This is a genomic window from Nitrospirota bacterium (genome assembly GCA_030684575.1).
GTDB lineage: Bacteria > Nitrospirota > Nitrospiria > Nitrospirales > Nitrospiraceae > Palsa-1315.
This window is the reverse complement of the sequence record JAUXVD010000008.1, coordinates 88,875-114,648: the sequence shown is the minus strand read 5'-3', so window position 1 is coordinate 114,648 and position 25,774 is coordinate 88,875. Positions and strand designations below refer to the sequence as shown.

The following is a 25,774-nucleotide window of genomic DNA, read 5'->3' as shown; positions in this document are numbered from 1 at the left end:
AGACCGGAGCCTGCACGAGCCTACCAGAGAAGTAACGGTTTAAATCGTTGATTTTCCTGACAGTCCGAGCCGTGAACGGGGAAATGAGTTTGTGATAGGCTGGTACACAACCAGGAACGACGATCATGTTGCGCATGCCTTCACGAGTCGTGCTCCCCTTCGGCTTCCGGATATCCGTGCGGCAACTGTCTGATACCGACATGGACCGCCGGGACCCCGATGCCGACGGCATCTGGGACGACACCACCAAGACCATCTATCTTCGTAAGCGCCTGCCCGTGACCAGGCGGCGCTACATTCTAGCCCACGAATTGGGCCATGCCTGGCTTGACTGGCAGCATCGGTATTTGGACACCGGCAAAGCCAAGAACTAGCAGGATGCTGAAAAAATCCGCCCGCTTCGTTCTCGGCTCATCGAAATCCTCAACGTACCACAGAGGGTACGTCTCCGGGTTCGACTCGCCTCCGGCCTTGCGGGACGAACTTTTTGAGCATCCCGAAAAATATTTTCCTCATACCCCTATGGGCAAGGCCAAAGAAACCCTGAAATACACAAACAGTTATCCCGTTAGCTGACCTTCGCTCCGGCAAGCCTCAGTACCACCGCCCATTCCGCTTCCGTCACCGGTTGGACCGAGAGGCGAGACCCCTTTCGCAGCAACACCATATCCTTCAGCCTCGGCTCCTGCCTCAGTCGGTCGAGCGACAGACTCGTCTTCAATGTCTGGCGATACCGAATATCCACCATATCCCACCGAGGGGCAGAGGGATCGCTGGCCGGATCGTAATGATGATGCGACTTCTCGAACTGCGTCGTGTCTGGATAAGCCGTCCGCACCACCTCTGCAATTCCCACCACAGCCGGTGGCTCGGCATTACTATGGTAAAACAGCACCTGGTCGCCGACCGTCATCTCACGCATAAAGTTACGCGCCTGATAGTTCCGCACCCCATCCCACCCGGTCATCTGCTTGGGAGACTGGGCAAGATCCTCGATCGAAAACACGCGCGGTTCCGATTTCATCAGCCAATAACGGCGCGCCTGTGTCATTGCGTCCCCTCTTCCTGCTTGGTCATTCGACTCGTTCCCTGTATGCTGTCGGCGATGTCTCGCTCTCAATTGAGGTTCGTCGATGGAACTGACTCCATTCTTCTTCGGTCTCTATAAGTTCGTCAAGTACGGCCTCTACCCGCTGACCTGGATAGTACTGCTCCTCGGCGCGGCCACGGCCCTAGCCCTCTTTCCGTTCTCACCGGAGCGCCTGCGGTGGGTACGCCTGCTCGTCTTGTCCGCGCTCCTGCTCCTCGCGGCGACCTCCAACCCGTTGATTGCCACCTCGCTGATCGGTTCGCTTGAGTCCTGGTACCAGCCCCCGCAACTGGCGCAATCCGATCGCTTTGATGCGATCGTGGTCTTGGGGGGAGGCATCGATGAGAAGGGGTCGCTTCGACCAACCACCGAACCGTCCTCCTATTCCAGAGATCGAACCACCTGCGGCGTGGATCTGTTCCAACAGGGCTATGCCCCGACATTGGTACTGACGGGGGGGGATGCCAGAATCTTCGGAGCGGGCCCCCAGGAAGCGGTCGAAATGAAACGATGGGCCGTTCGCCTCGGCGTTCCCGAGTCCGCCGCTAAAATCGATCCTGACGCGAGGAACACCTATGAGAACGCGACGGGGACCAAACGGCTGATCGGACCCGCCTCGATTCTCCTCGTCAGCTCAGCCAGCCATCTGCCACGTGCCGTGCCGGTGTTCACCAAGCAGGGATTCCGCGTCACGCCGGCCCCCTGCGGGTATGTCGCACAGAACGTTCCGCGAGAAAACTGGGAGGACATCAACCTGCTTGATATCCTGCCAAACGGCTCCGCGTTACAACAGACGACGGGAGCGATCACGGAGCTGGCCGGTATCGTAGTCTATTGGCTGGCAGGGAAACTGTAGGCCTCATCAACGAGGGATCAACCGATAGATGCCGCCGCCGTGATCCAAGACATAGAGCTCCCCTTCTTCATCCTGCCCGAACGAGGAAATCCAAAAGCCAGCCTTGATCAACACCGTGGGATCCGCTCCGCTCCCTCCTTCGGCTGATTGACTGAAGGTCAACACTTCACCGCTGCAGAAATCGCCAAACACATAGACTCCCTTAAGCGCCGGCATCGCGCGACCGCGATAGACGTAGCCGCCGATAATCGAGCAGCGTCCTCCCTTGCTACGATCTCCCGCATGACCATATTCCATAACGGGTGGAATGAACCCCTTCGTCGAGCAGGCGTCGGCGGGCTTGAAACAATGGAGTCCCTCCATCACACGCCACCCGTAATTCCCTCCTCGTGTGACAAGATCGACCTCCTCCCACTTATACTGCCCCACATCGGCAACCCAAAGGTCCGCCTTCGTGAGGTCGAAGGAAAAACGCCAGGGATTCCGCAAGCCGACGGCATAGATCTCCGGACGACCACCCGCCTTGGCAAACGGGTTATCCGGCGGGATCGCGTAGGGATCGCCATGGTCCACATCGATCCGCAAGATTTTGCCTAACAGCTCATCGGGATTTTGCGCACGATTGCCCGGGTCGCCCAGCCCTCCTCCGTCGCCAAGACCGATATAGAGATACCCATCAGGTCCGAACGCGACCATCCCGCCATTGTGATTGGAGTCGGGCTGCTTGACGACCAGGATCACGCGCTCGCTCCGCAGAGCCGCATCAGGCGCAGCGCCGCGTCGATACTCCGCGACGACCGTGGCCCCATCCGGTTGCCTCGTGTAATTGACGAAGAACCGCCCGTTGCGGCGGTAATCCGGATGAAACGCCAGCCCCAAGAACCCTCGCTCAGGGTCGTCCGTCGCCACACGATCGCGCACATCTAAAAACGGGTCTTTCTGCAGAATGCCTCGGTCAATAATACGTATCGTTCCAGGCTGCTCCACCACAAACAGGCGCCGAGACCCATCACCGGCATGCGTGAGAAACAGCGGACGTTCGAGTCCCGCAGTGACGAGAGGCATGAGGCGGATCGACGAGGATTGAGTTGGAGCTGATTCAGCTCCGGCCTTCACAGGTGGGGACAGCAGCAGAGCGAGTGTAAGACCAAGGCCTAGGGTTGCGCAGCATCGAAGGGACAGGTCTTGCATGATCAATGACTCTCCCGGTCGGAGGTTTCAATGTATTGAATCAGCGCCCGATACGTCAACTCTCGGACCCTGGCCCGACTGGCAGCCTGACTCCCGATGTTCCCCTCGATCCACACCCGGTCGCATACCTGCGCCGTCGCGTCATTACAGAGACTCCACATCTGATGGAGAAAGCCTTCAGGCAGGCCCACTTGCATCCCTTCAGATTCAATACGGTCATCCAACAGCGCCAGGAGATCGGAGATCGCCTGATCCGGCCGATAGGGCGTCACCGTAAATCCGAACCGCTCCTGCGCCGATGTCTCCTGCTTCGCCTGCTCGACCAGATCCACCATATACTCTTTGAGCAACCCCACCACATGACCAGACAGAGCCATACCGCTCTCCTTTTGCCCACATTATGCGGGTATGCCTGGGAGGGAGCAAGAACCGGCTCAGTTGACCAGTCCACAAGCCGTTCTCTATGATGCCGACGTGAAATCGGCACGGGACCAGAGGTACGGGATAAAGGGATTGTATGGTCGAACGATTTGAAGTCGCGTTGAATACCCCAGCCGGGCGACTGACCACGGCCATCGACGTACCGACGGGACTCATTCCCATCACCGCAATAGTCCCAGTGTCACGCCGCCTGGGGGAAGAAGCCGCAGCGCTGGAAGTCCACCAGGCGCGTGAAGCAGGCCTCACCATCTCCTGCCAGATGGGCTGCGCCGCCTGTTGCCGGATGTTAGTTCCGTTGTCCGCACCGGAGGCATTCGCGCTACGCGAGTATGTGGAGCAGTTGCCGACCGATCGACGAACCCAGCTGCAACAGCGCATCAGCACCACGAAAGATCGCTTGACGCGCGAGGCTGTCTGGGACCGGCTCAACGATGTCGCAGAGGCTTCCAGGCCGATGCCGGATGAAGAACTCGACCCGATCAACCGGGCCTACTATGCGTTGAGAATCCCCTGTCCCTATTTAGAGGATGAGATGTGTTCGATCTACGAGGCACGACCGGCCGCCTGCCGTGAACTTCTCGTTACCTCACCGGCGGAACTCTGTCAGGATCTGGTGCAGAATCCGGTGACCCCGCTGCCGGTCTCGATGCGCATTGGGTCCATCCTGGGGCTGGTCTGGGGAACATTGACCGATTCTCCGCCTCGACTCATTCCGCTCCCGATGGCCTTGGAATGGGCCGAGCGGCACGTAGAAGAATCCAGACGGACCTGGCCAGGCTCATCCCTCCTGGACCAAGTCCTCGACAACATGTGGCGGTTTCTCAGCCAGGCGTTTACAAACAGGCACGAGGCGAGGGGTGAGAGGCGAGAGGCGCCGAAAGAGACGGATCGTCGTACTCGCCTCTAGCCACTTGCCTCGCGCCTCAAGCCTGATGTCCATTTGACACACACAGAACAAGAGGAAAACAAAATGCACAAACCCATCATCGTCTGTTTAGATTTGGAAGGCGTGTTAGTGCCAGAGATCTGGATCAACGTCGCTATCAAGACCGGCATCGACGAATTGAAGATGACCACCCGCGAGATGCCGGACTACGATGCCTTGATGAAACGGCGCCTGGCCATTCTCGATCAGCACAAACTCACCATCCACGACATCCAAAGCGTCATCGCCAACATGGGGCCGATGGAAGGGGCCAACGATTTTGTCGCCTGGATTCGCGAACGCTGCCAGGTGATCATCTTATCCGATACGTTCTACCAGTTCGCCCAGCCGCTGATGCGCCAACTGGGATTTCCAACGCTCTTTTGCAACCAGCTGGAGATCGATCCTGCCGGACGCATCGTGAATTTCCACATGCGGATGCCGAACCAGAAGAAACATTCGGTGGCCGCGTTCAAATCGCTGAATTTCTTCACCATGGCTGCCGGCGATGCCTACAACGACACGGCCATGTTAGGAGAAGCCGATGCGGGATTCTTCTTCTGTCCGCCGGATCATCTGCCCAAGGAATTTCCCCAGTTTTCGGTGACGAAGAACTATGCAGAGCTGCAAGCATGCTTCAAGAAGGCGGGAAATTTGAAGTAGCAGTCAGCCGTCAGCAATCAGACGTCTAACCGGTTCCTCCCCTTTGTAAGGGGAGGCGAGGAGGGCGAAGAGGCTGATGGCTGAATGCTACTACTCCCCGTTCACCGCGGCCAACACGCGCCGGCCATACCGCTCCGCCTTCAGATCGCCGATGCCTGGAACGTCCAACAGCGCGGCCGACGTCGCAGGCTTGTAGCTGGCAATCGCTTTCAACGTTTTGTCGTGAAAAATGATGAACGGCGCGACGTTCTCTTCTTCGGCCAGCTCCGTGCGGAGCTGCCGGAGCCGTTCGAAGATCTGCTGGTCGGCCGGCGAGGATCCCAGGGCCACGCTCGGCACAGCTGTATCGCGAGACGGCTTCTTCAACGACGACGCTCGCGGGCGCTCCTCCACAGCCTTCAAGAGCACAACACCGGTCCCACGCAGAATCTCCTGCCCTCGACCAGTCAGGTCGATGGTGGGATATTCCGCGCCTTCAACCTGAAGATAGCCGGAATCGATCAGACCCTTCACCAGCCCGGTCACGGATGGCTTCGAGAGCGCACGACAAGTCCCATAGGTTGGACAGGCTTCCCCGCCAAATGCCAGCAGCGCTTTCGAACGGCTGCCACGAAGGATCTCGACGATACGGCTCACCCCGAAGCGCCCCCCACACCAGGACACCGTCTCCAGCACGGCCTTTGCCGAAGCGGCATCGTCACGAGAGATCTCTCTGCTGAGTTGCCGCACCGGAACCTCGCAGCGATCGCAGAGGCCGCAGGGACCAAGGGCCCGCTCGGCTTCATCGCTGAAGTAGTCGAGGATCGCGAGTTGCCGACAGGTCGGCACGGACACATACGCCAGCATTTCCTGAAGTAACGTTCTCATCCGCGCGGCGCGGTCGGAGCCTTCAGGATCCTTTGCCGCGAGCTGGATGAAATATTCCTGCGTGGCCAGATCCCGTTCATGGAACAGCAGCACACAGGCAGCGGGCTGTCCGTCGCGGCCAGCCCGCCCGACCTCTTGATAATAGGCCTCCACACTTCCCGGAATGTCGAAATGGACAACCAGCCGGACATCCGACTTGTCGATGCCCATCCCAAAGGCATTCGTCGCAGCGAGGATCCTGACGGTCCCCCTACGAAAATCGTCGTGCACGAGCCGCCGCTCCTCATCTGAAAGACCAGCATGGTAGTAGGCCACCGCTTGGTTTGACTGTCCGAGCCAGTCCGCCACTTCCTCGACGGCCCGGCGCGTGGCGCAATAGACCAGGATCGTGCCTTTCTCCCTCTCGCGGACCAGCCGCTCCAAGGTTGCCAGCTTCTCCTGTCGCGACTGACAGGGTCGGACGGAGAGGGCCAGATTGGGCCGACGAAAACCCGAGACCAACCGGAGCGGATCGCGGAGCGACAGGCGTTTACATAGATCGACTTGCACGCGGGTGGTCGCCGTGGCCGTCAAGGCGAGGCAGGGAGGGTTCGTGAGTTCCTGCCGGAGGCGGCCGATTTTCAGATAGTCGGGCCTGAAGTCGTGGCCCCACTGAGAGATACAATGGGCTTCGTCGACCACCAACAACGACACCCAGAGGGTACGCAAGAGCTGGAGAAAGCCCTCATGCTGCATCCGTTCCGGCGCCAGATAGAGCAATTGCAGCCGTTTCTGGTTGAGGTCCTGAATCACACGGTGCTTTTCAGAGCCGGTCAGTCCCGAGTGAAACGCCGCCGCCTTGATCCCTCGCTGCTTCAAACTCGCCACCTGATCTTGCATAAGGGCGATCAGCGGAGAAATCACCAGAGTCAACCCAGGCAAGAGGGTCGCGGGCAATTGATAACAGAGCGATTTCCCCTGCCCGGTCGGCATGACCGTCATCGCGTCGCGTCCGGCCAGCACGGCGCGAATGACCTCCTCCTGGCCTGGCCGAAAGGTGCCAAAGCCGAACTGTTCGCTGAGCTGTCGAGTCAGATCATCCACGGCAAGGTTATTCAAATAATTTGAGGTGGCAATGAGTGAGAGAGCGAGCTGAGTATAGAGGACTGGACTGACGGTGGGCAAGCCGTGGATTTACGCCATCAGCTTTCAGCTTGTGAAGTGCGCTTCATTAGAGGCTGACGGATCCGACCTATTCCTCCCCTTTGTACGGGAAGGGGTAACGTCTCTGCCCTCAATCAACCCTTGTTCGTAGCAGTCGAATGAGAGGGAAGGCCCCTGGAGCATCGCCATGAATTATCGCGCGGCCAACGTGGAAAACTGGTCCGAATGGAGGAGCCGCTCATCGGCTGTCAGGAGCGTCAAACCATATACAGCGGCGGTCGCAGCAAGAAACCGATCGGCTGGATCTTGATGAGACAGAGCGATCTGCCGACTCATCAATGCCACGGCATGGGTGAGAGGAGCTTCCCGAAATGGAATCGTATCCAGCAGTTGCTGAATCCATGCAGCCGGGTCAGGTTGAAGTTGAATACGCTTCTTCTCCGCCAACAGATGCACTTCCCAGAGCGTGATAGGGGACAGCCAGAGCTCGTTGTGGAGGTTTTCCAACTCGGCTCTTATCTCTGACGAAAGATGATCCGGGTCGAGCACGCTCCAGAGCAAAACATGGGTATCGAGCAGGAGCTTCACGCGCGAAGGGCTTCCCATTCCTCAGGGCTGGAGATGGGATTCATAATGTCACCAGTGATGACACCGGAACTGGAGAGCGAGCCCAGCCATGACGGTGGCATCGATGAGGGAGGAGGTGGCCCCACCTGCGCGATGGGCTCACCCTTGCGAAGGACCAGAATAGGTTTTTTCGTTCGGTTGACTTTGGCAAGAATAGCCAAACAGGTCGCCTTGAAATGAGAAATCGAGACTTCTTCCATTTCAGTATGTTTGCGCGCTTTGCTCATGCCGAAACATTACCATGGTCAATGACTATGGTCAACGACTCGAGCGCTCAGATATCCGCTTACAGCTGACTGCTCCAATTTGTTCTGCCTCTTGATAATGTGAGATTAGTAGGGGTAGCGTTTAGTCCTCGACAATCGTTGGTCGCGTCAGCAAGGCAAAAAGAAGCCCCGCTGGGGATCTCCCAGCGGGGCTGTCTTTTTGAGCTTGAGCGAAAGATCCTTTCGCCCGTAGCCTTATGCCTCTTGCCTGATGCTTAGAAGTTCACCCAAAGCTGGGCATAGGCCCAATCCTGGTTGCTGCTCTGACCCAAGTTTGCCTGGATATAGCTGCCGGCAAACAAGTGGCCATAGGCCGCCTGGAAGGCCAGCTTGCCATCCATGAACAGGTGGGTCCAGGCGATGTCCAATTCGTCGCCAATGTGCTTCTTGGTATTGTTGGTTGCCGAGAAAACATAGACGCCCTGTGAACCACGGTACCAGTTGTCCTTGCTGTTCGCCAAGTTCAAGCTGGTGGCCCAGATTTCAATGTGGTCATCCTTGCTCGGACGGGCTTGGAAGTTGATCGAAGGACTCATCATGTTCTTCCAGGCCTGGACATCCATGTAACCCATGTGGATGTGGTTGGTCGGGAACATGTTTTCAAAGGTGTTGGCCGTCTTACAGCCAGTTGCCGCACCACCTGCGACGGTACAATTCGCACGACCGTCACCCGTGGCATAGTCGAAGTTGAAGGCCAACCGTGGCTTCCAGGATGACTGGTAATGGGTATACCCGATCCAGTTTCTGGTCGCAAAGGCGCTGATATGGATGTTCTGCTGTTGGCCATAGCCGGCGTTGGCACCGGGCTGATTGGCATCGGCCATCGAGCCGAACTGATAGGTCACTTCGTTGGTCGCATCGAAGTTGCCCTTACGCATTTCGATCCGGTTTCCGATATTGTGACGAGTCTGCGCTGCATGCTTGTTCGATCCCAATCCCTGACCAGCTCCCACTGAAGGAGTACGGTTGCTGTAGAGGAAATAGTAGGGCTCGATCAGGAAACCAGGCACCGACTTGATCTGGTTGTAGAAAATGAACATATCGGCATCGTAGCTTCCGCCAGAATTGTTAGCATTTGGTCCCGTGGTCACATTGGCTGCCGTACCGCCGGTTGGGGCGCCCTGGGCCAGATCGCCTTCTTGGGTCCGGAACCAGCCAGCATAGCTGTCGAAGTTCTTGGTGGCATATTGCAACATCACACCATCATGGGAGAATCCCGTATTGGCCCAGTCGAAATGGCCGAACAACGAATGGTTTCCGAAGACGATATATTGACGGCCGGCTTTCACGCTCAAGCCCTGCACACCGGCAAAATTCCGGACCAACATGTAGGCAGCGCGAACGCCCAAGGTGCCGCCGTTTCCGTTGACCCCTCTGTTGTCACCGTTATGGCTCAGCGCATCTCCGGCGACGCCGGTGTTGCTGCCCCAGTTCCTGGAGTCGATGATCTCCATATAGAAGTTCACGTCAGGCGAGAGATCGTACCCAATGCCCAAACGCGTCATCTGTTGGGCATAGAAGTCATTTTGCTTGCCTGCAGTTGCCTTCCCATTGAGCGCGTTACAAGTTGCGCCGGCACCGCCGCCGAAGCAGATCCCGTTGCGCATTTCCGGCCGCACACGCAGGTCCGCACGGACCCAGAAATTCTTGATGTCGAAGTTCTTGCCGATCTTGGGATCGTAGAGTTCGTAGGCTTCCTTCTGCGGAATCGCGCGAGGAATGGCCGGGACGTTGGTGATCTTCTCACCTTCTGGCAATTCAAACGCGGCTTGCGCCGGGGCCGTCCCGAACGACAGGCCTGCAGCCATAATGGCCGCACTGAAGAAGGTGGCCGCACTGGCCCACCCCATTCGTCTGTGGATACTTTGCATATGAATTCCTCCTGTGAATTGGATAACAGCCGCCACCGGTGCACGTTCCGGCGCTGCGCTGCCGACTTGACATCCAACTGCATGCACGGTCATCACGTACTCTCTTTCGTCCCTGCTCTACCGGAGAACCAAGACCCCGTTGTGCCAACGGCGTCTCTTCCTCCCTCAACCACTACCAACTTGTACCAATTTGCCCGAACCGACTTGATCTGACAAACAATTTCCAGGTTTCTAACGGGCAGCCCGTCGGCTCACTTGCCTCGCCTCTCCTGCTTCTCTTGCCGTCAGTCAGGCCTGGCCCGACTGGCTGATGGACTTGGCTCCGTCCTCTGCCTGTTTCCCGGCTGCGTTGATCTGCTCTTCGGCGTCTTTGATCGAGGCTTGAAAGTCCTGCTCGACCATTTTCACTTCCTGCTGGATCATATTGATTTCCGGCTCGACCGACTTTCTGAGATCTTCCGCCGTTTCCTTGAAGCCCTTGACCGCTTTGCCAATCTGGCGACCGACTTCAGGCAACTGCTTGGGGCCGAACAGCAAGAACCCGATCACCAAAATGATGAGAATTTCGCCGGCGCCGAGTCCAAACATAGTTCAAACCTTGGCAAGGGGTGAGTGGCGAGAGGCGAGGAGTACCGGTTCTGAGATCTTTTTCCACTAGCCTCTTGCCTCTAGCCTCTGGCCCATCCGTTGTTAGCCTTGCTTGACCTGCTGCGCTGCTTCAACCGGTGCCGCGGCTTGCGGGGCTGCCTGCGTTTGGGCGATCTGCGTCGGCACCATGTCCGGCGCATCGGATGGAGGAGGCGTCACGTCGATGGCATCGGCCTCGTTGACGCTCTTCTTAAATCCCTTAATCGCCTTCCCGAGCCCTTCACCTAACTGCGGAATCTTACCCGCGCCGAAAATGATCAACACGATGATCAGAATCAGCACCAATTCCATCCATCCAAATGATCCAAACATCAATGACTCGCTTTCTCGTTATGTCCCACTCAGGCCCTCCAGCGTGATACCGCTCGAAAGGTGGGCATGATTCCCCAAACGGGGGGAAGGCTATAGAAGAACAAGGTATTAGTCAAGCAGAAATTCTCAAAAGCGAGCGATTTCGCTCGATCGGAATCAGCGCGGTTGCACGAACGCGTGATAATAATCGACAGGACTCGGCGGTGCGGTTAAGGCAATCATGAACGACTGCGGATCGTAGCCGATGGCTTCGAGGTCCTTCGAGGCCGACATCAGCTCTTCTTCGGTGAGATAGGCGACGGTGTCGGGGATCCCTGTCGGCTTCAACGCATGCACGAGGGCCTGGAGCATCTCGCGCTCCTCCGGCGGCATCTCCAACGGAATGGGAAAGTCCAGCTGACGCGCATAGGGACTCTGGTAGGTCTCGTTCAAGGCCAGGAGGGTCTTGAGCATCAAGCGATCCTGCTCCCAGGGCGCCATGCTCGTGCCTGCGGAAGGATGGGTGGCCATGAGATCCATGAGGGTCAAGACGTTGGTCCCTAAGCTGCGCCCCACGAACTCACGCTGACTTTCGATGGTCATCGTGCCAGCCTCGACCTGCTTGGCCACCGCTTCGGCCAATGCAAAGTTGACCATGAAACTCTGTTGACCTCCGAATTGACCATAGCAGGGCTTCTCCGGATCGTTCAGCACGTCCATATCCGCCGTGCCCGCGTCGAAACTGCTGAACCCGATCGCATCGGGAGCCAACAGGCGCTTCGCCTCTTTGATCGTGGCATAGGCTCCCATATTGACGGGCACCACCACCTGCTCATCGATACGCTTGAGGAACTCCGTGATGATCTTCCGGTACGGGACTTCTTTCCATTCGACCGTCCGATATTCACGCTCCCACACCAGGTCGTCGAGAAACGGTGGAAAGCCCTTCAGCACGTCCATGTCCATGGCCTCGAACGCCCGGACAAAGGCCGCCCAATCGGCAATCTTCGCATGTAAGGCTTCGTTCAAGTTCGGCCGGAGGAACTCTTCTTCGATGTCGTTCGCCTGCCGCGACATCAATTTCGTCGGGAGATCGTTCCACAATTCGTTACAGAATATGCGGTCCACGCTGCCATCCGCGATGCCTTCAAGCCGATCCACGGTCCCTCGAAGTGTCTCGATTCGATCGCGGTGGGATACAAGTTCCGGATGAGCCATCGCTGCATCGAGCACCGATTGCTCCCAATCGACCAGCACATAACGAATACGGGGATAGATCGCTCCATCTACGTCGAGCGCCTTGAGATGACTGAGAAAACAGGCGGCCAGGTTGCCGTTGCCAGGTCCCCATTCATGGATGACCAGGCTAGAGGCCAGGGGCGAGGGGCTAGGGGTCAGAGAATCGCCCGCTTTTCCACTTGCCACTTGCCTCTTACCTCTTGCCTTATCACGAGCGATGACTCGCTCGTGATAATCTGCGGCAAGGGCATGGGCTAGCCGATAGTCGCCTGAGGCAAACGTTTGGTAGAAGCTACGGATCTGATCGCCACGAAAACGGTAGAAGAGCGTATTAATGTGCACTTGCCACTGGTCGACCGGTTTATAGTCGCCGATGAGCTGCGGTAAAGCGTCTGCGTCTTGTAACATAAAAATACGTCCAGGCTAGGGGCTAGGGGTTGGTGAATGGCTAGGGGCTTGGCTCCGAGCCCTGATGAGACTCCCGATCTTCTTCGCTAGCTGCTCATACTCTGCGTCAAGGCTGTCGTAGTCCGGCTTCCTGAGATGGCCGGTTTCGCAAGCGATTTGGATTTGCGTTCGCACTTCAGCAACGGAACCCTTCGCCATGTAAAAGAAACGCACCGAGTCTCGATCCGAGCTACGCTCATCTCCCTCAGCCAAATTGCTCGCAACACTCACCGCACTCCGCCGAATCTGATCGCAAAGACCAAAGTCTTTCTTGAGACCTTGGCTTTCCGATACGCGATACACTCTCACTGCCAAGTCCTTTGCCATCTGCCACACGAGTAGATCCTTAAATCCCTTCTTGCCCACTGTCTCATACCCCTCGTTGGCAAGCTTCGTCAAAGAAGCGGGATTCTAACAGAACCGGAAATTTAGCCGCAACAGTCTCTTCCGCCCCTCTCACCCCTCGCCCCTTGCCTCTCGCCTTGCATCCGTCACCTTGACAGCTCCCACCGACCGGTGTACGAACACCTTCATGCCCCGGATTTTCATCGCACTATCCATCATCCTGTTCAGCCTTGCGGGAACTCAGGCCCAGGCGGCGGAGTTGCCGATCATCAAGAATGCCCCCATCCCCGACTTTCAGAATCGCCCGCAAGATGTCGTCCCCTACAACTTCGATGCCCCTCCCCAAGGCATGTTCCTCAGCATTACGACAGCGGAAGGGTTCGACGAAGAACTGGGTTTTCAACGCACGCACGAGATTGTGCCGGTGACACCGACCGACCGGTTCCGCCCCGATACCCCGGCCGTCTTCATTGTGTTCCATCTGCACCAGCATTATCAGGGGTTCAAGGTCTTCGGACAGCTCTTCCCGGAAGCCGTCACCGGCCTCGACCCCGCCGTGATGATCGGACAGGATGCCATGCACATTGCGCTGGAGGACGAAAGCGGCTACCTCACGCTCTCCCCGCCACAGGAGGCCTGGAAACCAGGCCGATACAAAGTGGATATTCACGTGGGAGAACAGATCAACGAGATGAGTCTGATGGGCACCATGCGCTTCACCGTCACGGCATCAGGGAAGTGATCTGCGAGCAGTGATGGGTGAAGGGATAAGAGGAGTTCAGTTGTTTCTGATCACTCATCACTTCCCCATCGTTTGACGGTCTCACGGCCATCCGCTAGAATGCGCGCGTGCATACACACCTTACAGACCGTTGCCGGAGCCCCTACGCATCATGACATCCTCATCCAGCCCTTGGGCCTCCGTCATCATCCCCATCAAAGATGAACGAGAGAACCTGGTCCCCCTCCTAACGGGCCTCTTCAAGGTCATGGACTCGCACGAGGCCTCACGATCGCGCCCGTACGAGATCCTCTTTGTGGACGACGGCAGCAGCGACGGCAGCAGCGAAGAACTGGATCGCCTGGCGGCACAACATCCGAACGTACTGGTCTTCCACCTCGACCGGAATTACGGCAAGACCTGCGCGCTCGATGCCGGCTTCAAACAGTCCTCCGGCGACCTCATCATCGAAATCGACGGCGACCTGCAACAGGACAGCGAAGACATTCTTAAACTCCTGCCCCTGACCGCCACCTACGATCTCGTGTGTGGATGGAGGCAACAGCGGCAGGATGGCTTTGTGAAGAAAATTTCGTCCCGCATCGCCAACCGGGTGCGGAACTATTTCACACACGACGGTGTGCACGATACGGGATGCCCGCTCAAGATCTTCAGGCGGCCCGTGCTGGAACGGATCCGGCTTTTCGAAGGCATGCACCGATTTTTTCCCGCGCTCGCGCTGATGCATGGATTCACCGTCACCGAAGTGCCGGTGCGGCATTACGCTCGTATTCACGGCGTCTCCAAGTACGGCATGGGCAATCGGCTGTTCAAATCTCTCTATGATTTGATTGCCGTGCGGTGGATGCAGAGTCGAGTGTTGCGGTATGGGTTCAGGAAGGGCGAAGGGCCAGCGGCACGAGGCTAGAGGTGAGGAAGACAGCAAAGGATCTTGCCATGTTGATTCATAGAGTATCCAGGCGAGGCGCACAGCCCCTCGCCTCTAGCCCATCGCCTCTGGCCTGCCCATGAGTACCGAACACATCTGGATCGCCATTGGCTTTCTCGGCCAAGGATTGTTTTTCGGCCGCTGGGTAATCCAATGGATTGCCTCTGAGAAAAAGGCGGAGAGTCAGGTCCCGATCGCGTTCTGGTACATGAGCCTGATCGGCGGACTCATCACGCTCGCCTATGCCATCTATCGGGCAGACCCGGTCTTTATTTCTGGGCAAGGCATCGGCACCTTCGTCTATATTCGCAATCTCGTGCTCATCTCCCGTGCCAACCAGGCGAAACAGCTCGCCGGCCCATCCGCTCCACAATCATGACCGCCAGAACGTTGATAGGCCAGGCTGATTCAATCACGACATCATACAAACTCCTATGACCACCACTGACCGCTCGCACCATGCACTCCTCCTCCTCGCGCTCCTGGCGCTATCGGGACTGCTGTTTTTCCTGGGACTCGGCGACATGGGCCTGACCGACCGTGACGAGGGACGGAACGCCGAAGCCGGACGGGAAATGTTCGAATCGGGGGATCGCCTGACGCCGACCTTCAACGGTGAGCTGCGCGTCGCCAAACCGGTCTTTCTCTATTGGTTGATGGATCGGTCCTATCGCCTGTTCGGCGTCAGCGAGTTTGCCGCACGGTTCCCCTCCGCCCTCTTCGGCGTAGGCTTAATCCTCATCACCTATCTCTTTCTCCTGCGCCAGCGTGACCGAACCGTCGCGCTCTTCGGCGCCTTGATGCTCCTGCTGAACCTGGAAATTCTTGGACTCGGGCGCATGGCCCTGACCGATAGTGTCCTGATTTTCTTCACGACGGCATCGCTGTACGGTTTCTGGCTGGGGCTACATGGGGAAGGACGCATGCGCCATTGGGTCTGGGCCTTCTATATAGGGATGGCGCTCGCGACATTGACGAAGGGACCGGTCGGGTTCGCCGTGCCCCTCATCGCTGCGGCGCTCTACCTCACCTGGACGCGCCGATGGCAGGACTATTGGCACAAAGGATTCCCTCTGGCGGGCCTGCTGGTGTTTACTCTCTTGGCCGCTCCCTGGTATGTGGCCATGTTCCTCGTCCATGGCGACGCCTATGCCACAGGCGCCAAAGCCCATACGATCGGGCGATTCCTGAGTCCGATGGAAGGCCATCATGGGACCATCTTTTTCTATCTCCCCGTCCTGCTCTTGGGCTTTTTCCCTTGGAGCGCGCTCCTTCCGGTCCCGCTCTATCGCACGCTCAAAGATTGGTATGTCGCACGTCGTGACCGTACTCAGCCTGATCAAACAGGGCTATCGGAACTCGATCTCTTTGCGGCCCTGTGGGTCGTGGGCGTCTTCCTGTTTTTCACCGCGTCGTCAACGCGCTTGCCCCACTATATCGGTCCCTTGTTTCCTGCCGCCGCCTTGTTGGCGGCTTCGTACTGGTCGCGATGTCTGCAGGATCCGACCACAAAAGGGATTCGAGGATCCATCCACCTCATGATGGGGCTGGGCTATCTCTTGGCGATCGGCTTTGCCTGCGTCCCCACGCTCTATGCCAACTATGCCTCGAAGATGGTGCGGGAGTTTCCCCTGGCCGGACAGGTCGGTCTTGGAATCGGCCCCTACGTGGCCGCAATCCTCTTGTTATTCGGCATGGGCTTGGTGGGATATCTTGGATTAAACGAGGAACGGCGTGGAGGAGCCTTCTGGGCAGCGGGAGCGACTCTGGCCGGTCTGGTCCTGACCGTCATCGTGATTGCAACCCCACCCATCAACCGATTTGTGATCGCTCCCCCACAAGAGCTGGCCTATGCCGCAGGATTGAACCTTGACCCCCAGGACATTTTCATTGCCTATGGAACGGTCAGACCCTCGTCGGTTTTTTATGCCAGACGACCGACCGTCTTCGTGCCATTTGGGGAAGAGGATAAAATACGGGAGGCCCTGAAGGGGCCAAAGAAAGTGATGATCTTGCTACCGGAAACAGCACAGTCGAAAATGCCGGCTGAGTCGGTCACTCTGGTCCCGATTCTCAAACGCTACGGCTACATCCTGCTGGCGAAACAACCGATGGTGACCATTCCAGAAGGTGCAGCCCCACCGCCGCCGCCTACCATTTTTGGCCACTGATCTAGTCTATCTGGTCTGTCCGGTCTCTCTAGTCTGTTTAGCATCTGACTAAGCCTGCCAGACCGGTCTACATCGGCACGATACCTTTCAACACATAACTCGCCACCAGCGCCAACAACATGGTCGCGATGAACAGCCCCTCCGCCAAGGCCGCCCTTCCCCCTCTATGCCCATCCACCGGCTCGACCTGATCTTGAAGGCCGTCCAACCAATGAGCCGCTGAGACGAGCAGCACAGCGATCGTCACAAACAACGAACCGGTCGTCATCCCTAATCCCAGTCCCACGAGGCTACGAGTCAGTGATCCTGACAACCAGACCGGACGCCATGCCGACTGCACCGCCCACAAGACATGCCCCACGAGTCCCACCAGGGTGAGTACGACACCACTCCATAATAACTGCTGATAGGGCCAGGCCTCAGACGGGAACTGCACGATCGTCCACACGAAGGCGAGGGTCACCACAAAATACGGCGTCATTCGACAGAGAGCGAGTCCAGCCGCAGCGCGCCATTCTCGCCATGGATGGACGGCAATCGCTCCCATCACACAACCGAGGGCTGCTCCTCCGGCCACATCCGTCAGAAAATGAGACCCGCGGATGATTCGACTGGCGGCAATGGCGACGGCGACAGCCAGTATGGGCCATCTCGCTCGCGGAAACTTCGCAGCCAATACCGTGGCGACGGCGAACGATGCCGCTGCATGCCCTGACGGGAACGAGTCCCATCCGCTCCCGCTGACCGGAGAAAACTGGAACTTGCCGGTATCCATGAACTTGGGACGGGGGCGGCCAATGGCATGTTTTAAGATGTTGGCGGTCACAGCCACGAGACCATGTGCGATGAGGCTTTGCCGGCCGGCGTCTTTCCACTGCGGGCGTTTCAATCCGTACCCGACCGCCAGCAACAGGAGGCTCAGGAACACCAGCGACTCCCCCTTGCCGAGGCGGTCACCGAGATCGCTAAACTGAACCAGCCAGGGATTGGGGACGGAGCCGACCGGAGGATAGAGGGAACGGACGAACCGAGTCAGCGGCACATCCCAGTCAAAGAGCCCGACGAATACCAGGATGAGCGCAACGAAGGAGCAGGCAAGAGGCAAGAGGCGAGCGGCAAGAGGTGGGACGGCAAGAAGCGGGCGTTCTCGCCGCTCGCCGCTCGCCCCTGGCCCCTCGTCGGACGAAGTCACGGCACCCAGTCGGCGAGAAAGACATTGAACTCACCGGGAGCCTTGGTCCCGCGGTCGGAGACCCACACCAGACTGGTGCCATCCGGAGAGAACATGGGGAAACTGTTGAACTGTCCGTCGAACGTGAGCCGTTCAAGGCCTTGGCCATCCTCGCCGATTGCGTAGAGATGGAAACTGGGTCGGCCTCCTTCGCCTTTGGTCTCCACATTCGAAGAGAAAATGATCCTCTTGCCATCGTGAAAATAGAAGGGCGAGAAATTCGAGGCTCCGTTCGACGTGACCTGGTGCTTGCCGCTGCCATCCGCATTCATCACATAGAGTTCAAGTTGTCCCGGCTCCACGAGATTCTGCTTGAGCAAATCCTGGTACTTCTCGATCTCCGCCTGCTCGGTCGGATGCGAGGCCCGATACACGATGCGCTTGCTGTCCGGCGAAAAAAACGCCCCGCCGTCGTAGCCGACCTCGTTCGTCAGCCGCCGAACCCTGGACCCATCGAGGTTCATGGCATAGATATCCAAATCCCCGTCTTTCACAGAGGTCCAAATGATCGTCTTCCCGTCAGGCGATACCGTGGCCTCCGCATCGTAGCCGGACGAAGAGGTCAACCGCTGCATTTCCTGACCGTCAATCCGCACGGCGTACAGATCGTAATCGTCCAACGCCCAGCGATAGGCCCCTTCCCGCTTCGGCTTCGGCGGACAGTTCGGCCCCGTCGCATAGGTCGAGGAATAGAGCACGCGGCGATCGCCGGGGAAAAAGTAGCCGCATGTGGTGGCGCCCGTGCCGGTACTCACCAGACGAACCGTATTACTTTCTAAATCCATCACGTACATCTGATAACAACCCAGCCCGGCATCGGCCGGCTTGAGCATGGCCGCGTAGGTATCCTTCATCCAATTATTGGTCGATTGGAAGATCAGTTTATTCCCGCTGAAGGAAAAGTAGGCTTCGGCATTCTGCCGGCCAACCGTCAGCTGGCGAATATTCTTCAGATGCCGCTCAGACTGGTGAGCGGGAACCGCCCGAGCCTTCGAGGCAAGGCCCTCTGCCTGCCCCTGTTGCTCGCCCAGCAACAGACAGACGAGACCGATCATGCACCATTTACTGAATGAGATTGCTGGCATCGAAACGCACCTCCGTACGATCGCTGGCAATGGGCCATTCGCCACGAATGACGACCGCGCCATCGTTGAACAACACAAAATTATTCCATCCGTAAAAAAAGAGCAGCCGCGCCACCTTCGCCACAGCCTGCGGGGTCGCCGCATACAACAGCGTCACGACGCTGCCAGGGCGATCGACCCGGTGGCAACTGGCCAACAGCGCCAGGCCAGGCCCTTCGTGCGCCTTCCCCGTCACCGTGACACCCTTGTCGTGTAGCATCGCGCGCTCACCGCAGTGCCTGGCGAGGATCGACTGAATCCCCGGGCGGGATTCCGGGCCGCCCAATACTAACACCGAACCTTCCTGAGGCAACAGCCCATCCGGTGCCATCGGGACCACCACCGTTCGTTCGCCAACCGGTTTTTGCTGCTCTTGCGCTTCAATGCGCGCGACCACGTCGCGAAACGGAGAAGGCCTCCCCGGCTCATCCGTAAAGGCCAGCACGACCGACCGCCGCCGATCGGTGACATAGTGATTGAGCCCCGGCGGCAACGATTGCCGGTCGATCCGTCGAAAGGTCATGAATTCTGGATCGAGATCAATCGAGATCGACCGAGCGGGCAGGGTCATGGAAATCGTCTCGCGCAGCCCACGCAGCGGCACAGTCAGAACCTGTTCACGATCGCCTTCCATGCGAACCAACAACTGAAGAGGGAGGCGAAAGGGCTTGCCCGATTGAACGATCGTAACCTCGAGCTGATGGGCCTGTCCGTTCTTCTCCGCAACCGGACGGGCCACGGCCTCAGACAACGACAGCATGGGCGCCCCATCCTGTTCCACCCATTGCGCAAAAAACCATCGGAGATCCTGGTGGCTCTCTTCTCCAAAGACCCGTTCAAGATCGCGCCATTCCGCATGCCGCCCACGATACTGCCCTACCAGACGCTTCAGGGCGCGCCAGAACGTCTCGTCTCCCACCTCCTGGCGCAGGAGGTGAAACAGCATGGCAGCTTTTTGATACCCGATGGCATTGTCATGCTCATCCAGTTTGTGCGTGAATTGTGCGACCGGATAGTCTCGCTCCGGTGGGACATGCAGGTTATAGCCCTGCACCATCAGACGGCGTTGATCCCGTGCCTGCGCTGAATCTCCCGTCAATTCGTGCCAGTAATAATTGGCCAGGTACGTCGTCAGCCCCTCCACCCAATTCCCGCGATCGGCGCGATTGAAGACATCGTTGCCGATCCAGGAATGCACGATCTCGTGACCGAGCGCGTACGGCTGCACATAATGCCTCTTGATGACGCCGCTCCCCAACAGGGTGAAGGAGGGCATACCGAGCCCACTCGCAAAGAAATTCTCCACTACGGCGAACTTCTCAAAGGGATAGGGACCCAGCAACGGGATGTAGGCGTCAAGATAGCGAGCGGTGGCCTCGAGATATTCCTCGGCTAAATGCGCATCGTCGGGAAAGAGGTAGGTCGAGAGCTGAATCCGCTGACCGGTCCTGGCTGTCCAGTCGCGAAACGTGGCAACGAACCTGTTCGCCACAAGCGTGAGCGCTTCGCTCGGTTGCGTCACCGTCCATTCCGTCATCACCATTCCAGCATGGCGGCAGGTTCCGACAGGACAGGTACGCGCTTCACCGGCCTTCCCCTGGGTCACGGAGGTCCATCCTGTTGGCAGGGCGACCAGCAACGTATAGGTGCTGAGCGATTCCGGAACATCCGGATACCAGCGGCTTTCGCTGCTCACATAGACACCGTCCGGCCCGATATGCCCGGCCGTCTCACTGGGCGTCACAAAGCGAAGATGGCGCGGATCTCTCGGCGGATCGTTGACGACCCCATGGTAATGAATATCCAACGTCACCAAACCTGCAGCCAGGACCTGCGAGGGAATGGTCACATGTTGCGCCGACTCCGGCGTAGAGCCATGTTCGATTTCATACGGCACATCGTCACTCAAGACCTCCGTCTCTGACGATCTGCGCACGAGTGCCACGCGGTCGACGTGAAGCGTGGAGGCGAGCGAGAAACGAATCGAAACCCGTGGCTCTGCGACCTCAAGGGTCAGCCGGTCTGTTGCGATAAGGGCATGTTGCTCAGGGACGATCTGTACGAACAGATCGTGATGCATCATGCTCTGTCGTGATGAGGCAGGCTCGGCTGCGCAGGCTATACCGGATGCCCCGCCGCTGAAGAGCGCGAAGAGCATGAGAGGGAGGACAAAGACGATCCTGTTTCCGATTGGCATCGGAAGGGTTTTAGCATTCGCGACAGACGAGCACAAGCTGGATAGACGTCAACAATTGCTCAAGGTCGACAGGCTTCCCGATGACTTCTTGCGGCCCCATGACCCAGGCTTCGTCGAGACGGTCTTCGTCGTGACTCCCGGTAATGATGATCACCCCGCCGGTATATTCGCGTTGGCGAAGTTGCCGAAGCACCTCGGCACCGTCCATACCGGGCATGACCAGATCGAGCAGAATCAGATCGGGCGGCGCCTGCTCCACCATCGAGAGGGCTTCAGCGCCATCTTTCACGCCAAGGGCGCGATAGCCGCGGAGACTGAGAAACTGGACCAGCAGGTCGCGAACCAACGGCTCGTCATCGACGACGAGAATCGTTTCCCCGGTATCCGCCACGGCGGCACTGTCCGCCGCCCCCGGCAACGCGGAGACGGATCGAGCGGGAAGCTGCACCACCCGGTTGACGCACTCGACGAGCACATCAAGCGAGAGGCCCTTGCGGATAAAGTCGGTGACACGCAACCCTCGAGCTTGATTTTCCTGCTCCTCGGTCGCCCCGCCCCCTAAGATGATTACCGGCGCATGGGGATCATAGGCGCGGATTTCTTTGAGAACGGTCAGCCCATCCATTTCCGGCATGCGAAGATCAAGAATGGTAACCCGCGGAGCATGTTGGCGAAAGATCGTCAGGCCTTCGATCCCGCTCGTCGCCGTCAACACCTGATACCCATGTCGAGTGAACACGGCCTGGATCAGCTCACAGTTCATGCGATCGTCATCGATCACCAAAATTTTGATCATGTCTCAGCCTTCCCGAGAACAATGTGTCGCGCGCGACGTTGGGATCACCGTCACAGGTACCCTACCACGGACGATGCCGACTGAGAAGAAAATGCCGTGATTTCACAGGGGTTATACTGATGACGGCGGCGATGTCCCGATGAGCGCATCCACAAAGGCGGCGCTCTTGAAATCCTGCAGATCCTCGACCGACTCCCCGACTCCGATCAACCTCACGGGCAACTTCAATTCCTCGGCGATCGCCACCACGATTCCTCCCCGAGCGGTGCCGTCGAGCTTCGTCAGAACCAAGCCGGTCACGCCGACAGTCTGATGAAATTGACGGGCTTGGGACAGCGCGTTTTGCCCGACCATGGCGTCCAGCACGAGGAGCACTTCGTGCGGCGCACCGGGACATTCCTGGGCGATGACGCGAGTGATCTTGCGGAGTTCGTCCATGAGATTCGATTTCGTGTGCAGCCGACCCGCCGTATCGATCAGCACGACATCCACCTTCCGAGCTTTCGCCGCCGCGATCCCATCGAACGCAACTGCGGCAGGATCGGCTCCATGGCGATGACGGATCACGTCGACACCGACCCGGTCGGCCCACACTTGCAGCTGATCGATCGCCGCCGCACGAAAGGTATCGGCGGCCACCAACAACGGCACCTTCCCTGCCTGCACAAGCCGTTGCGCGATTTTCGCGATCGTCGTCGTCTTGCCCACCCCGTTCACCCCTACGGCCAGGATGACGAAGGGCTTGGGGCCTTTCGCAAGCAGCGACTCCAACGACAGTCCTTCCACGGGCGTCAGGACATCAAGCAACGTGTCTCGCAACATCTTCTGCACCTGCACGGCTTGCGAGGCGTCGGTCCCTTGGAGCTGCTTCTTGAGACGCTCCATGACGCGTTCCACGACGCGGACCCCGAGATCGGACGCAATGAGCGATTCTTCGAACTCCTCTAAGAGGGCAGGATCCGCTGCACGGCCCAACAGCCGATCCAACGACCCGCGCAGGACATCGCGTGTTTTGGTCAGCCCGTCACTGAGTCTCTGTAACCATCCCATAAATTTACTCGTGACACTTTCGGTTGACTCGTGCCGGTCACGACCCGAGCGACCGCAGAATCATTCGTTCCCTGCGTTGCATCCTGCGCGCTTCGTTCTCACTTCGCTCATGATCGTAACCGCAGAGATGCAAAATGCCGTGGACCAGAAGCACCGTCAGCTCTTCATCCAACGATCGATGGCCCTCTTTCGCTTGACGGACTGCCGTCGGCACGGCAATGACCACATCGCCAAGCACCGCCGAGGAGGAATGAGGCGCTTCCCGCATGGCAAAGGCCAGCACGTCGGTCGTGCGGTCCTTGCCTCGATACTGACGATTGAGACTCCTCATCCGCTGGTCGCCCACGAACAGGATGCCCAGCTCCGCAGAGGCTTCTCCGACATCGGACAGAATCGCCCGTGCCTGCCGATCCAGGCGCGCCTGATCGAACGTGACACGTCGAACCTGAGTCTGCAGATGAACCGGCATTAATGCGACTGGCCCCACGAGTCCGTGAGCGATGAGGCAGGGGTCGTAGGCTTCGGCGGCTTTTGATGCGGCGCTGGCGACGGACGACGCCCCGTTGCGCCCGATGAAGAACCGGAAGGCAAAATGGTCTGCTGGTGATGATCGTAGGCCTTGATAATGTCCTGTACCAACTTGTGACGTACCACGTCACGCTCGTCGAAGTAGACGAATTGAATACCCTCGACATCGCGCAGAATCTCCCGCACCTCGATCAGGCCGGAGACCCGTTCAGGGGGCAGATCCACCTGAGTGATATCGCCGGTCACGACCACCTTGGAATGGAAGCCGAGCCGCGTCAGGAACATCTTCATTTGTTCCGCCGTGGCATTCTGCGCTTCATCGAGAATGACGAACGAATCGTTCAACGTACGGCCCCGCATAAACCCGAGTGGCGCAATTTCGATGTCGCCCCGCTCGATCGCACGCGTCGCCCGCTCCATATCCATCATGTCGAACAGGGCGTCGTACAGAGGACGGAGATAGGGATTCACCTTCGCATACATGTCGCCTGGTAAAAAACCGATCTTCTCGCCTGCCTCGACAGCCGGCCGCGCCAGAATGATGCGGCTCACTTCTTTCTTCATCAAGGCACTCACCGCCATCGCCATCGCCAGATAGGTCTTGCCTGTTCCGGCCGGTCCGATGCCGATCACGATGTCGTGCGTTTCAATGGCTTCGATGTAGGCTTTTTGCGTCGGCGTTTTCGGTGCGACGAAACGTTTCTTCGTGACGATGGTGGCCGCGCTGGAGAGGAGTTCCTTGATCGGAGTCTCGGGGCTCTGCCGGAGCGCGTTTAACGCATGGGAAATGTCCTCCGGCTGGAGCACCATCCCGTCGTTGGCCAGGGTGGCGAGTTCCGTGATAACCCGTTCAGCATAACGTGTCGCGTCTGGAGTGCCATCAAGGGTGAGTTCCTCGCCACGCGCCGAAAGGCGCACGCCGAGGTCTTCTTCAATCAGCTTGAGGTGCCGGTCGTGGTGACCGAACAATACGGCGGTATTGGTGCCTTCTCGTAGTTTTAGTTTACGCACAAACGCTCAGGCGTTCTCCTTCCCTACAGTGATCGTGGATTGATTCTAACAAACCAGGGAAAGGTGTGACAAGCAGAAGAACGAGTAGACCCGCCGGCAGCCTTACGGTTTTGCCGATGCGACAGGAGCCAGAAGGGAGACATGGAATTCCTGAAAGCCTCTCCCCCCCTGCCCATCTTCAGCGATGATGCGCACTCGATGGCTGCCAAGTTGGCCGGGTGGAATCTGCCACACCAGATGCCCTGTTTCTTTGTGAACCATCATCCCAGGTGGCGCCACTTCCAGCAGAAAGCTGAGGGGATCGCCGTCCCCATCGACAGCTTTGACCGTATACTCATATCGTTCCCGGCCGATGAGGTCTGCGGGGGCAGAGACGATCTTCGGAGGGCTATTGCCGACATAAACTGCTTCGGAACGGACCGGCTTCCCGGCAGACGATTGGTCTCGCGGGGTCACTTCAACCTCGAGTGTGTCTTTCGCTTGAAATCCCGTGGTATCCAGCGTCTGTTGAGGCCCCTCTTTGACGAGTTTACTATTGCGCCACCAACGAAAGTCGAACTGCATCTCGTCCCGATCGGCATCGGCAACCTCCATCTTCACAAAGACCGGAACATAGGAGTCAGCCGCCCGTTCGATGGAGATCTGTGCGACGACGGGAGGGCTATTGCCGACCACCACAGGACCTGCCTGGTATGGAGTGCCTTGAAGCGTGCCGCTCGTAGGCACAAGCTCGACCGTCACGCTGTCACCACGCTGTAACATGCTCGGTTCCAACGTGGGCCCTGTCTGGCCTCGAAGGGGGGTGCCGTTGGCCATCCATTGGTACTTGAGTCCAGACATATCGGCCCGACTGTTATCAGTCTCGACCATGACCTTCACCGCCTCGTTCAGCGTAATGGGGTTCGGGGTAATAGTCGCTAACCTGATCGTCAGGAGTCCCTGTGCAGAGACAACCGTCGGAGCAGAGGACTCGTTGCCGGGAGCAGCACTCGAGTTACACCCGATGAGCAGGAGCGAACAAATCAGGCAAAGTGGTGGAAGAAATCTTGTGTACATCACTCAACACATCGGTCCCGTTCGTAGCCG

At 58.2% G+C, this 25,774-nt stretch carries 27 protein-coding genes; 8 read left to right on the top strand and 19 right to left on the bottom strand.

Annotation, left to right across the window (positions count from 1 at the left end; genetic code table 11):
- Positions 1-125 precede the first annotated feature (125 nt).
- The gene (locus tag Q8N00_03660) at positions 126-374 is read left to right on the top strand and encodes an ImmA/IrrE family metallo-endopeptidase (protein MDP2381882.1); all 249 of its coding nucleotides are present in this window, start codon (positions 126-128) and stop codon (positions 372-374) included.
- Between the two features lie 194 nt (positions 375-568).
- Here Q8N00_03660 and Q8N00_03655 read toward each other — a convergent pair whose 3' ends face one another.
- Positions 569-1,051 (bottom strand): EVE domain-containing protein, encoded by a 483-nt coding sequence (locus Q8N00_03655; protein ID MDP2381881.1) that lies wholly within the window; start codon positions 1,049-1,051, stop codon positions 569-571.
- A gap of 82 nt (positions 1,052-1,133) precedes the next feature.
- On the opposite strand from Q8N00_03655, the gene Q8N00_03650 reads away from it, so the two are divergent.
- A complete protein-coding gene (locus tag Q8N00_03650; GenBank protein MDP2381880.1) occupies positions 1,134-1,946 on the top strand; it encodes a YdcF family protein in 813 nt (270 codons plus the stop codon).
- Positions 1,947-1,952: 6 nt separating this feature from the next.
- On the opposite strand, the gene Q8N00_03645 is transcribed toward Q8N00_03650, so the two are convergent.
- A complete protein-coding gene (locus Q8N00_03645; protein MDP2381879.1) occupies positions 1,953-3,011 on the bottom strand; it encodes a PQQ-dependent sugar dehydrogenase in 1,059 nt (352 codons plus the stop codon).
- 128 nt (positions 3,012-3,139) lie between these two features.
- Positions 3,140-3,514 carry a hypothetical protein gene (locus Q8N00_03640; protein MDP2381878.1) on the bottom strand — a complete coding sequence of 125 codons (375 nt, stop codon included), beginning with the start codon at positions 3,512-3,514 and terminating at the stop codon, positions 3,140-3,142.
- Between the two features lie 140 nt (positions 3,515-3,654).
- Between Q8N00_03640 and Q8N00_03635 the strand changes: the two genes are divergently transcribed.
- Together Q8N00_03635 and thrH are read left to right on the top strand one after the other, a co-directional pair.
- Entirely contained in the window at positions 3,655-4,485 is an 831-nt protein-coding gene (locus Q8N00_03635) for a YkgJ family cysteine cluster protein (protein MDP2381877.1), read from the top strand.
- A gap of 63 nt (positions 4,486-4,548) precedes the next feature.
- Positions 4,549-5,166 carry a bifunctional phosphoserine phosphatase/homoserine phosphotransferase ThrH gene (thrH, locus tag Q8N00_03630; protein ID MDP2381876.1) on the top strand — a complete coding sequence of 206 codons (618 nt, stop codon included), beginning with the start codon at positions 4,549-4,551 and terminating at the stop codon, positions 5,164-5,166.
- 90 nt (positions 5,167-5,256) lie between these two features.
- Here the strand turns inward: thrH and Q8N00_03625 are convergent, their stop codons facing one another.
- From Q8N00_03625 to Q8N00_03590, 8 genes are all read right to left on the bottom strand, one after another.
- On the bottom strand, positions 5,257-7,116 hold the full coding sequence (locus Q8N00_03625; protein ID MDP2381875.1) for an ATP-dependent DNA helicase RecQ: 1,860 nt from the start codon (positions 7,114-7,116) through the stop codon (positions 5,257-5,259).
- 252 nt (positions 7,117-7,368) lie between these two features.
- Positions 7,369-7,764 carry a type II toxin-antitoxin system VapC family toxin gene (locus Q8N00_03620; protein ID MDP2381874.1) on the bottom strand — a complete coding sequence of 132 codons (396 nt, stop codon included), beginning with the start codon at positions 7,762-7,764 and terminating at the stop codon, positions 7,369-7,371.
- Positions 7,761-8,030 (bottom strand): type II toxin-antitoxin system Phd/YefM family antitoxin, encoded by a 270-nt coding sequence (locus tag Q8N00_03615; protein ID MDP2381873.1) that lies wholly within the window; start codon positions 8,028-8,030, stop codon positions 7,761-7,763. Before Q8N00_03615 ends, Q8N00_03620 begins: the two co-directional genes overlap by 4 nt.
- Positions 8,031-8,284: 254 nt before the next feature.
- Positions 8,285-9,940: an alginate export family protein gene (locus Q8N00_03610; protein ID MDP2381872.1), complete on the bottom strand. Its 1,656-nt coding sequence runs from the start codon at positions 9,938-9,940 to the stop codon at positions 8,285-8,287.
- 288 nt (positions 9,941-10,228) lie between these two features.
- Entirely contained in the window at positions 10,229-10,528 is a 300-nt protein-coding gene (locus Q8N00_03605) for a twin-arginine translocase TatA/TatE family subunit (protein MDP2381871.1), read from the bottom strand.
- A gap of 102 nt (positions 10,529-10,630) precedes the next feature.
- On the bottom strand, positions 10,631-10,900 hold the full coding sequence (tatA, locus tag Q8N00_03600) for a twin-arginine translocase TatA/TatE family subunit (protein ID MDP2381870.1): 270 nt from the start codon (positions 10,898-10,900) through the stop codon (positions 10,631-10,633).
- 156 nt (positions 10,901-11,056) lie between these two features.
- Positions 11,057-12,526 (bottom strand): hypothetical protein, encoded by a 1,470-nt coding sequence (locus Q8N00_03595; protein MDP2381869.1) that lies wholly within the window; start codon positions 12,524-12,526, stop codon positions 11,057-11,059.
- 15 nt (positions 12,527-12,541) lie between these two features.
- Positions 12,542-12,964 (bottom strand): four helix bundle protein, encoded by a 423-nt coding sequence (locus Q8N00_03590; GenBank protein MDP2381868.1) that lies wholly within the window; start codon positions 12,962-12,964, stop codon positions 12,542-12,544.
- A 133-nt stretch (positions 12,965-13,097) separates the two neighbouring features.
- On the opposite strand from Q8N00_03590, the gene Q8N00_03585 reads away from it, so the two are divergent.
- The 4 genes from Q8N00_03585 (at position 13,098) to Q8N00_03570 (ending at position 16,751) form a co-directional block, all read left to right on the top strand.
- Positions 13,098-13,652, top strand: coding sequence for a hypothetical protein (locus Q8N00_03585; GenBank protein ID MDP2381867.1), 555 nt, complete (start codon positions 13,098-13,100; stop codon positions 13,650-13,652).
- Between the two features lie 151 nt (positions 13,653-13,803).
- A complete protein-coding gene (locus Q8N00_03580) occupies positions 13,804-14,559 on the top strand; it encodes a glycosyltransferase family 2 protein (GenBank protein MDP2381866.1) in 756 nt (251 codons plus the stop codon).
- A 100-nt stretch (positions 14,560-14,659) separates the two neighbouring features.
- Complete coding sequence (locus Q8N00_03575; GenBank protein MDP2381865.1) at positions 14,660-14,959, top strand: lipid-A-disaccharide synthase N-terminal domain-containing protein; 300 nt, start codon at positions 14,660-14,662, stop codon at positions 14,957-14,959.
- Positions 14,960-15,014: 55 nt separating this feature from the next.
- A complete protein-coding gene (locus Q8N00_03570) occupies positions 15,015-16,751 on the top strand; it encodes a glycosyltransferase family 39 protein (protein MDP2381864.1) in 1,737 nt (578 codons plus the stop codon).
- A 67-nt stretch (positions 16,752-16,818) separates the two neighbouring features.
- Here the strand turns inward: Q8N00_03570 and Q8N00_03565 are convergent, their stop codons facing one another.
- The 8 genes from Q8N00_03565 to Q8N00_03530 form a co-directional block, all read right to left on the bottom strand.
- The gene (locus Q8N00_03565) at positions 16,819-17,943 is read right to left on the bottom strand and encodes a phosphatase PAP2 family protein (GenBank protein MDP2381863.1); all 1,125 of its coding nucleotides are present in this window, start codon (positions 17,941-17,943) and stop codon (positions 16,819-16,821) included.
- Positions 17,940-19,067, bottom strand: coding sequence for a hypothetical protein (locus Q8N00_03560; GenBank protein MDP2381862.1), 1,128 nt, complete (start codon positions 19,065-19,067; stop codon positions 17,940-17,942). Before Q8N00_03560 ends, Q8N00_03565 begins: the two co-directional genes overlap by 4 nt.
- Entirely contained in the window at positions 19,045-21,189 is a 2,145-nt protein-coding gene (locus Q8N00_03555; GenBank protein MDP2381861.1) for a M1 family aminopeptidase, read from the bottom strand. Before Q8N00_03555 ends, Q8N00_03560 begins: the two co-directional genes overlap by 23 nt.
- A gap of 124 nt (positions 21,190-21,313) precedes the next feature.
- A complete protein-coding gene (locus Q8N00_03550) occupies positions 21,314-22,099 on the bottom strand; it encodes a response regulator (GenBank protein ID MDP2381860.1) in 786 nt (261 codons plus the stop codon).
- Positions 22,100-22,210: 111 nt separating this feature from the next.
- On the bottom strand, positions 22,211-23,149 hold the full coding sequence (gene ftsY, locus Q8N00_03545) for a signal recognition particle-docking protein FtsY (GenBank protein MDP2381859.1): 939 nt from the start codon (positions 23,147-23,149) through the stop codon (positions 22,211-22,213).
- A gap of 37 nt (positions 23,150-23,186) precedes the next feature.
- Entirely contained in the window at positions 23,187-23,618 is a 432-nt protein-coding gene (ybeY, locus tag Q8N00_03540) for an rRNA maturation RNase YbeY (GenBank protein ID MDP2381858.1), read from the bottom strand.
- Positions 23,618-24,688: a PhoH family protein gene (locus Q8N00_03535; protein MDP2381857.1), complete on the bottom strand. Its 1,071-nt coding sequence runs from the start codon at positions 24,686-24,688 to the stop codon at positions 23,618-23,620. The genes ybeY and Q8N00_03535 overlap by 1 nt, the downstream gene beginning before the upstream one ends.
- Before the next feature lie 102 nt (positions 24,689-24,790).
- Positions 24,791-25,744: a hypothetical protein gene (locus Q8N00_03530; GenBank protein ID MDP2381856.1), complete on the bottom strand. Its 954-nt coding sequence runs from the start codon at positions 25,742-25,744 to the stop codon at positions 24,791-24,793.
- Positions 25,745-25,774: the final 30 nt, after the last annotated feature.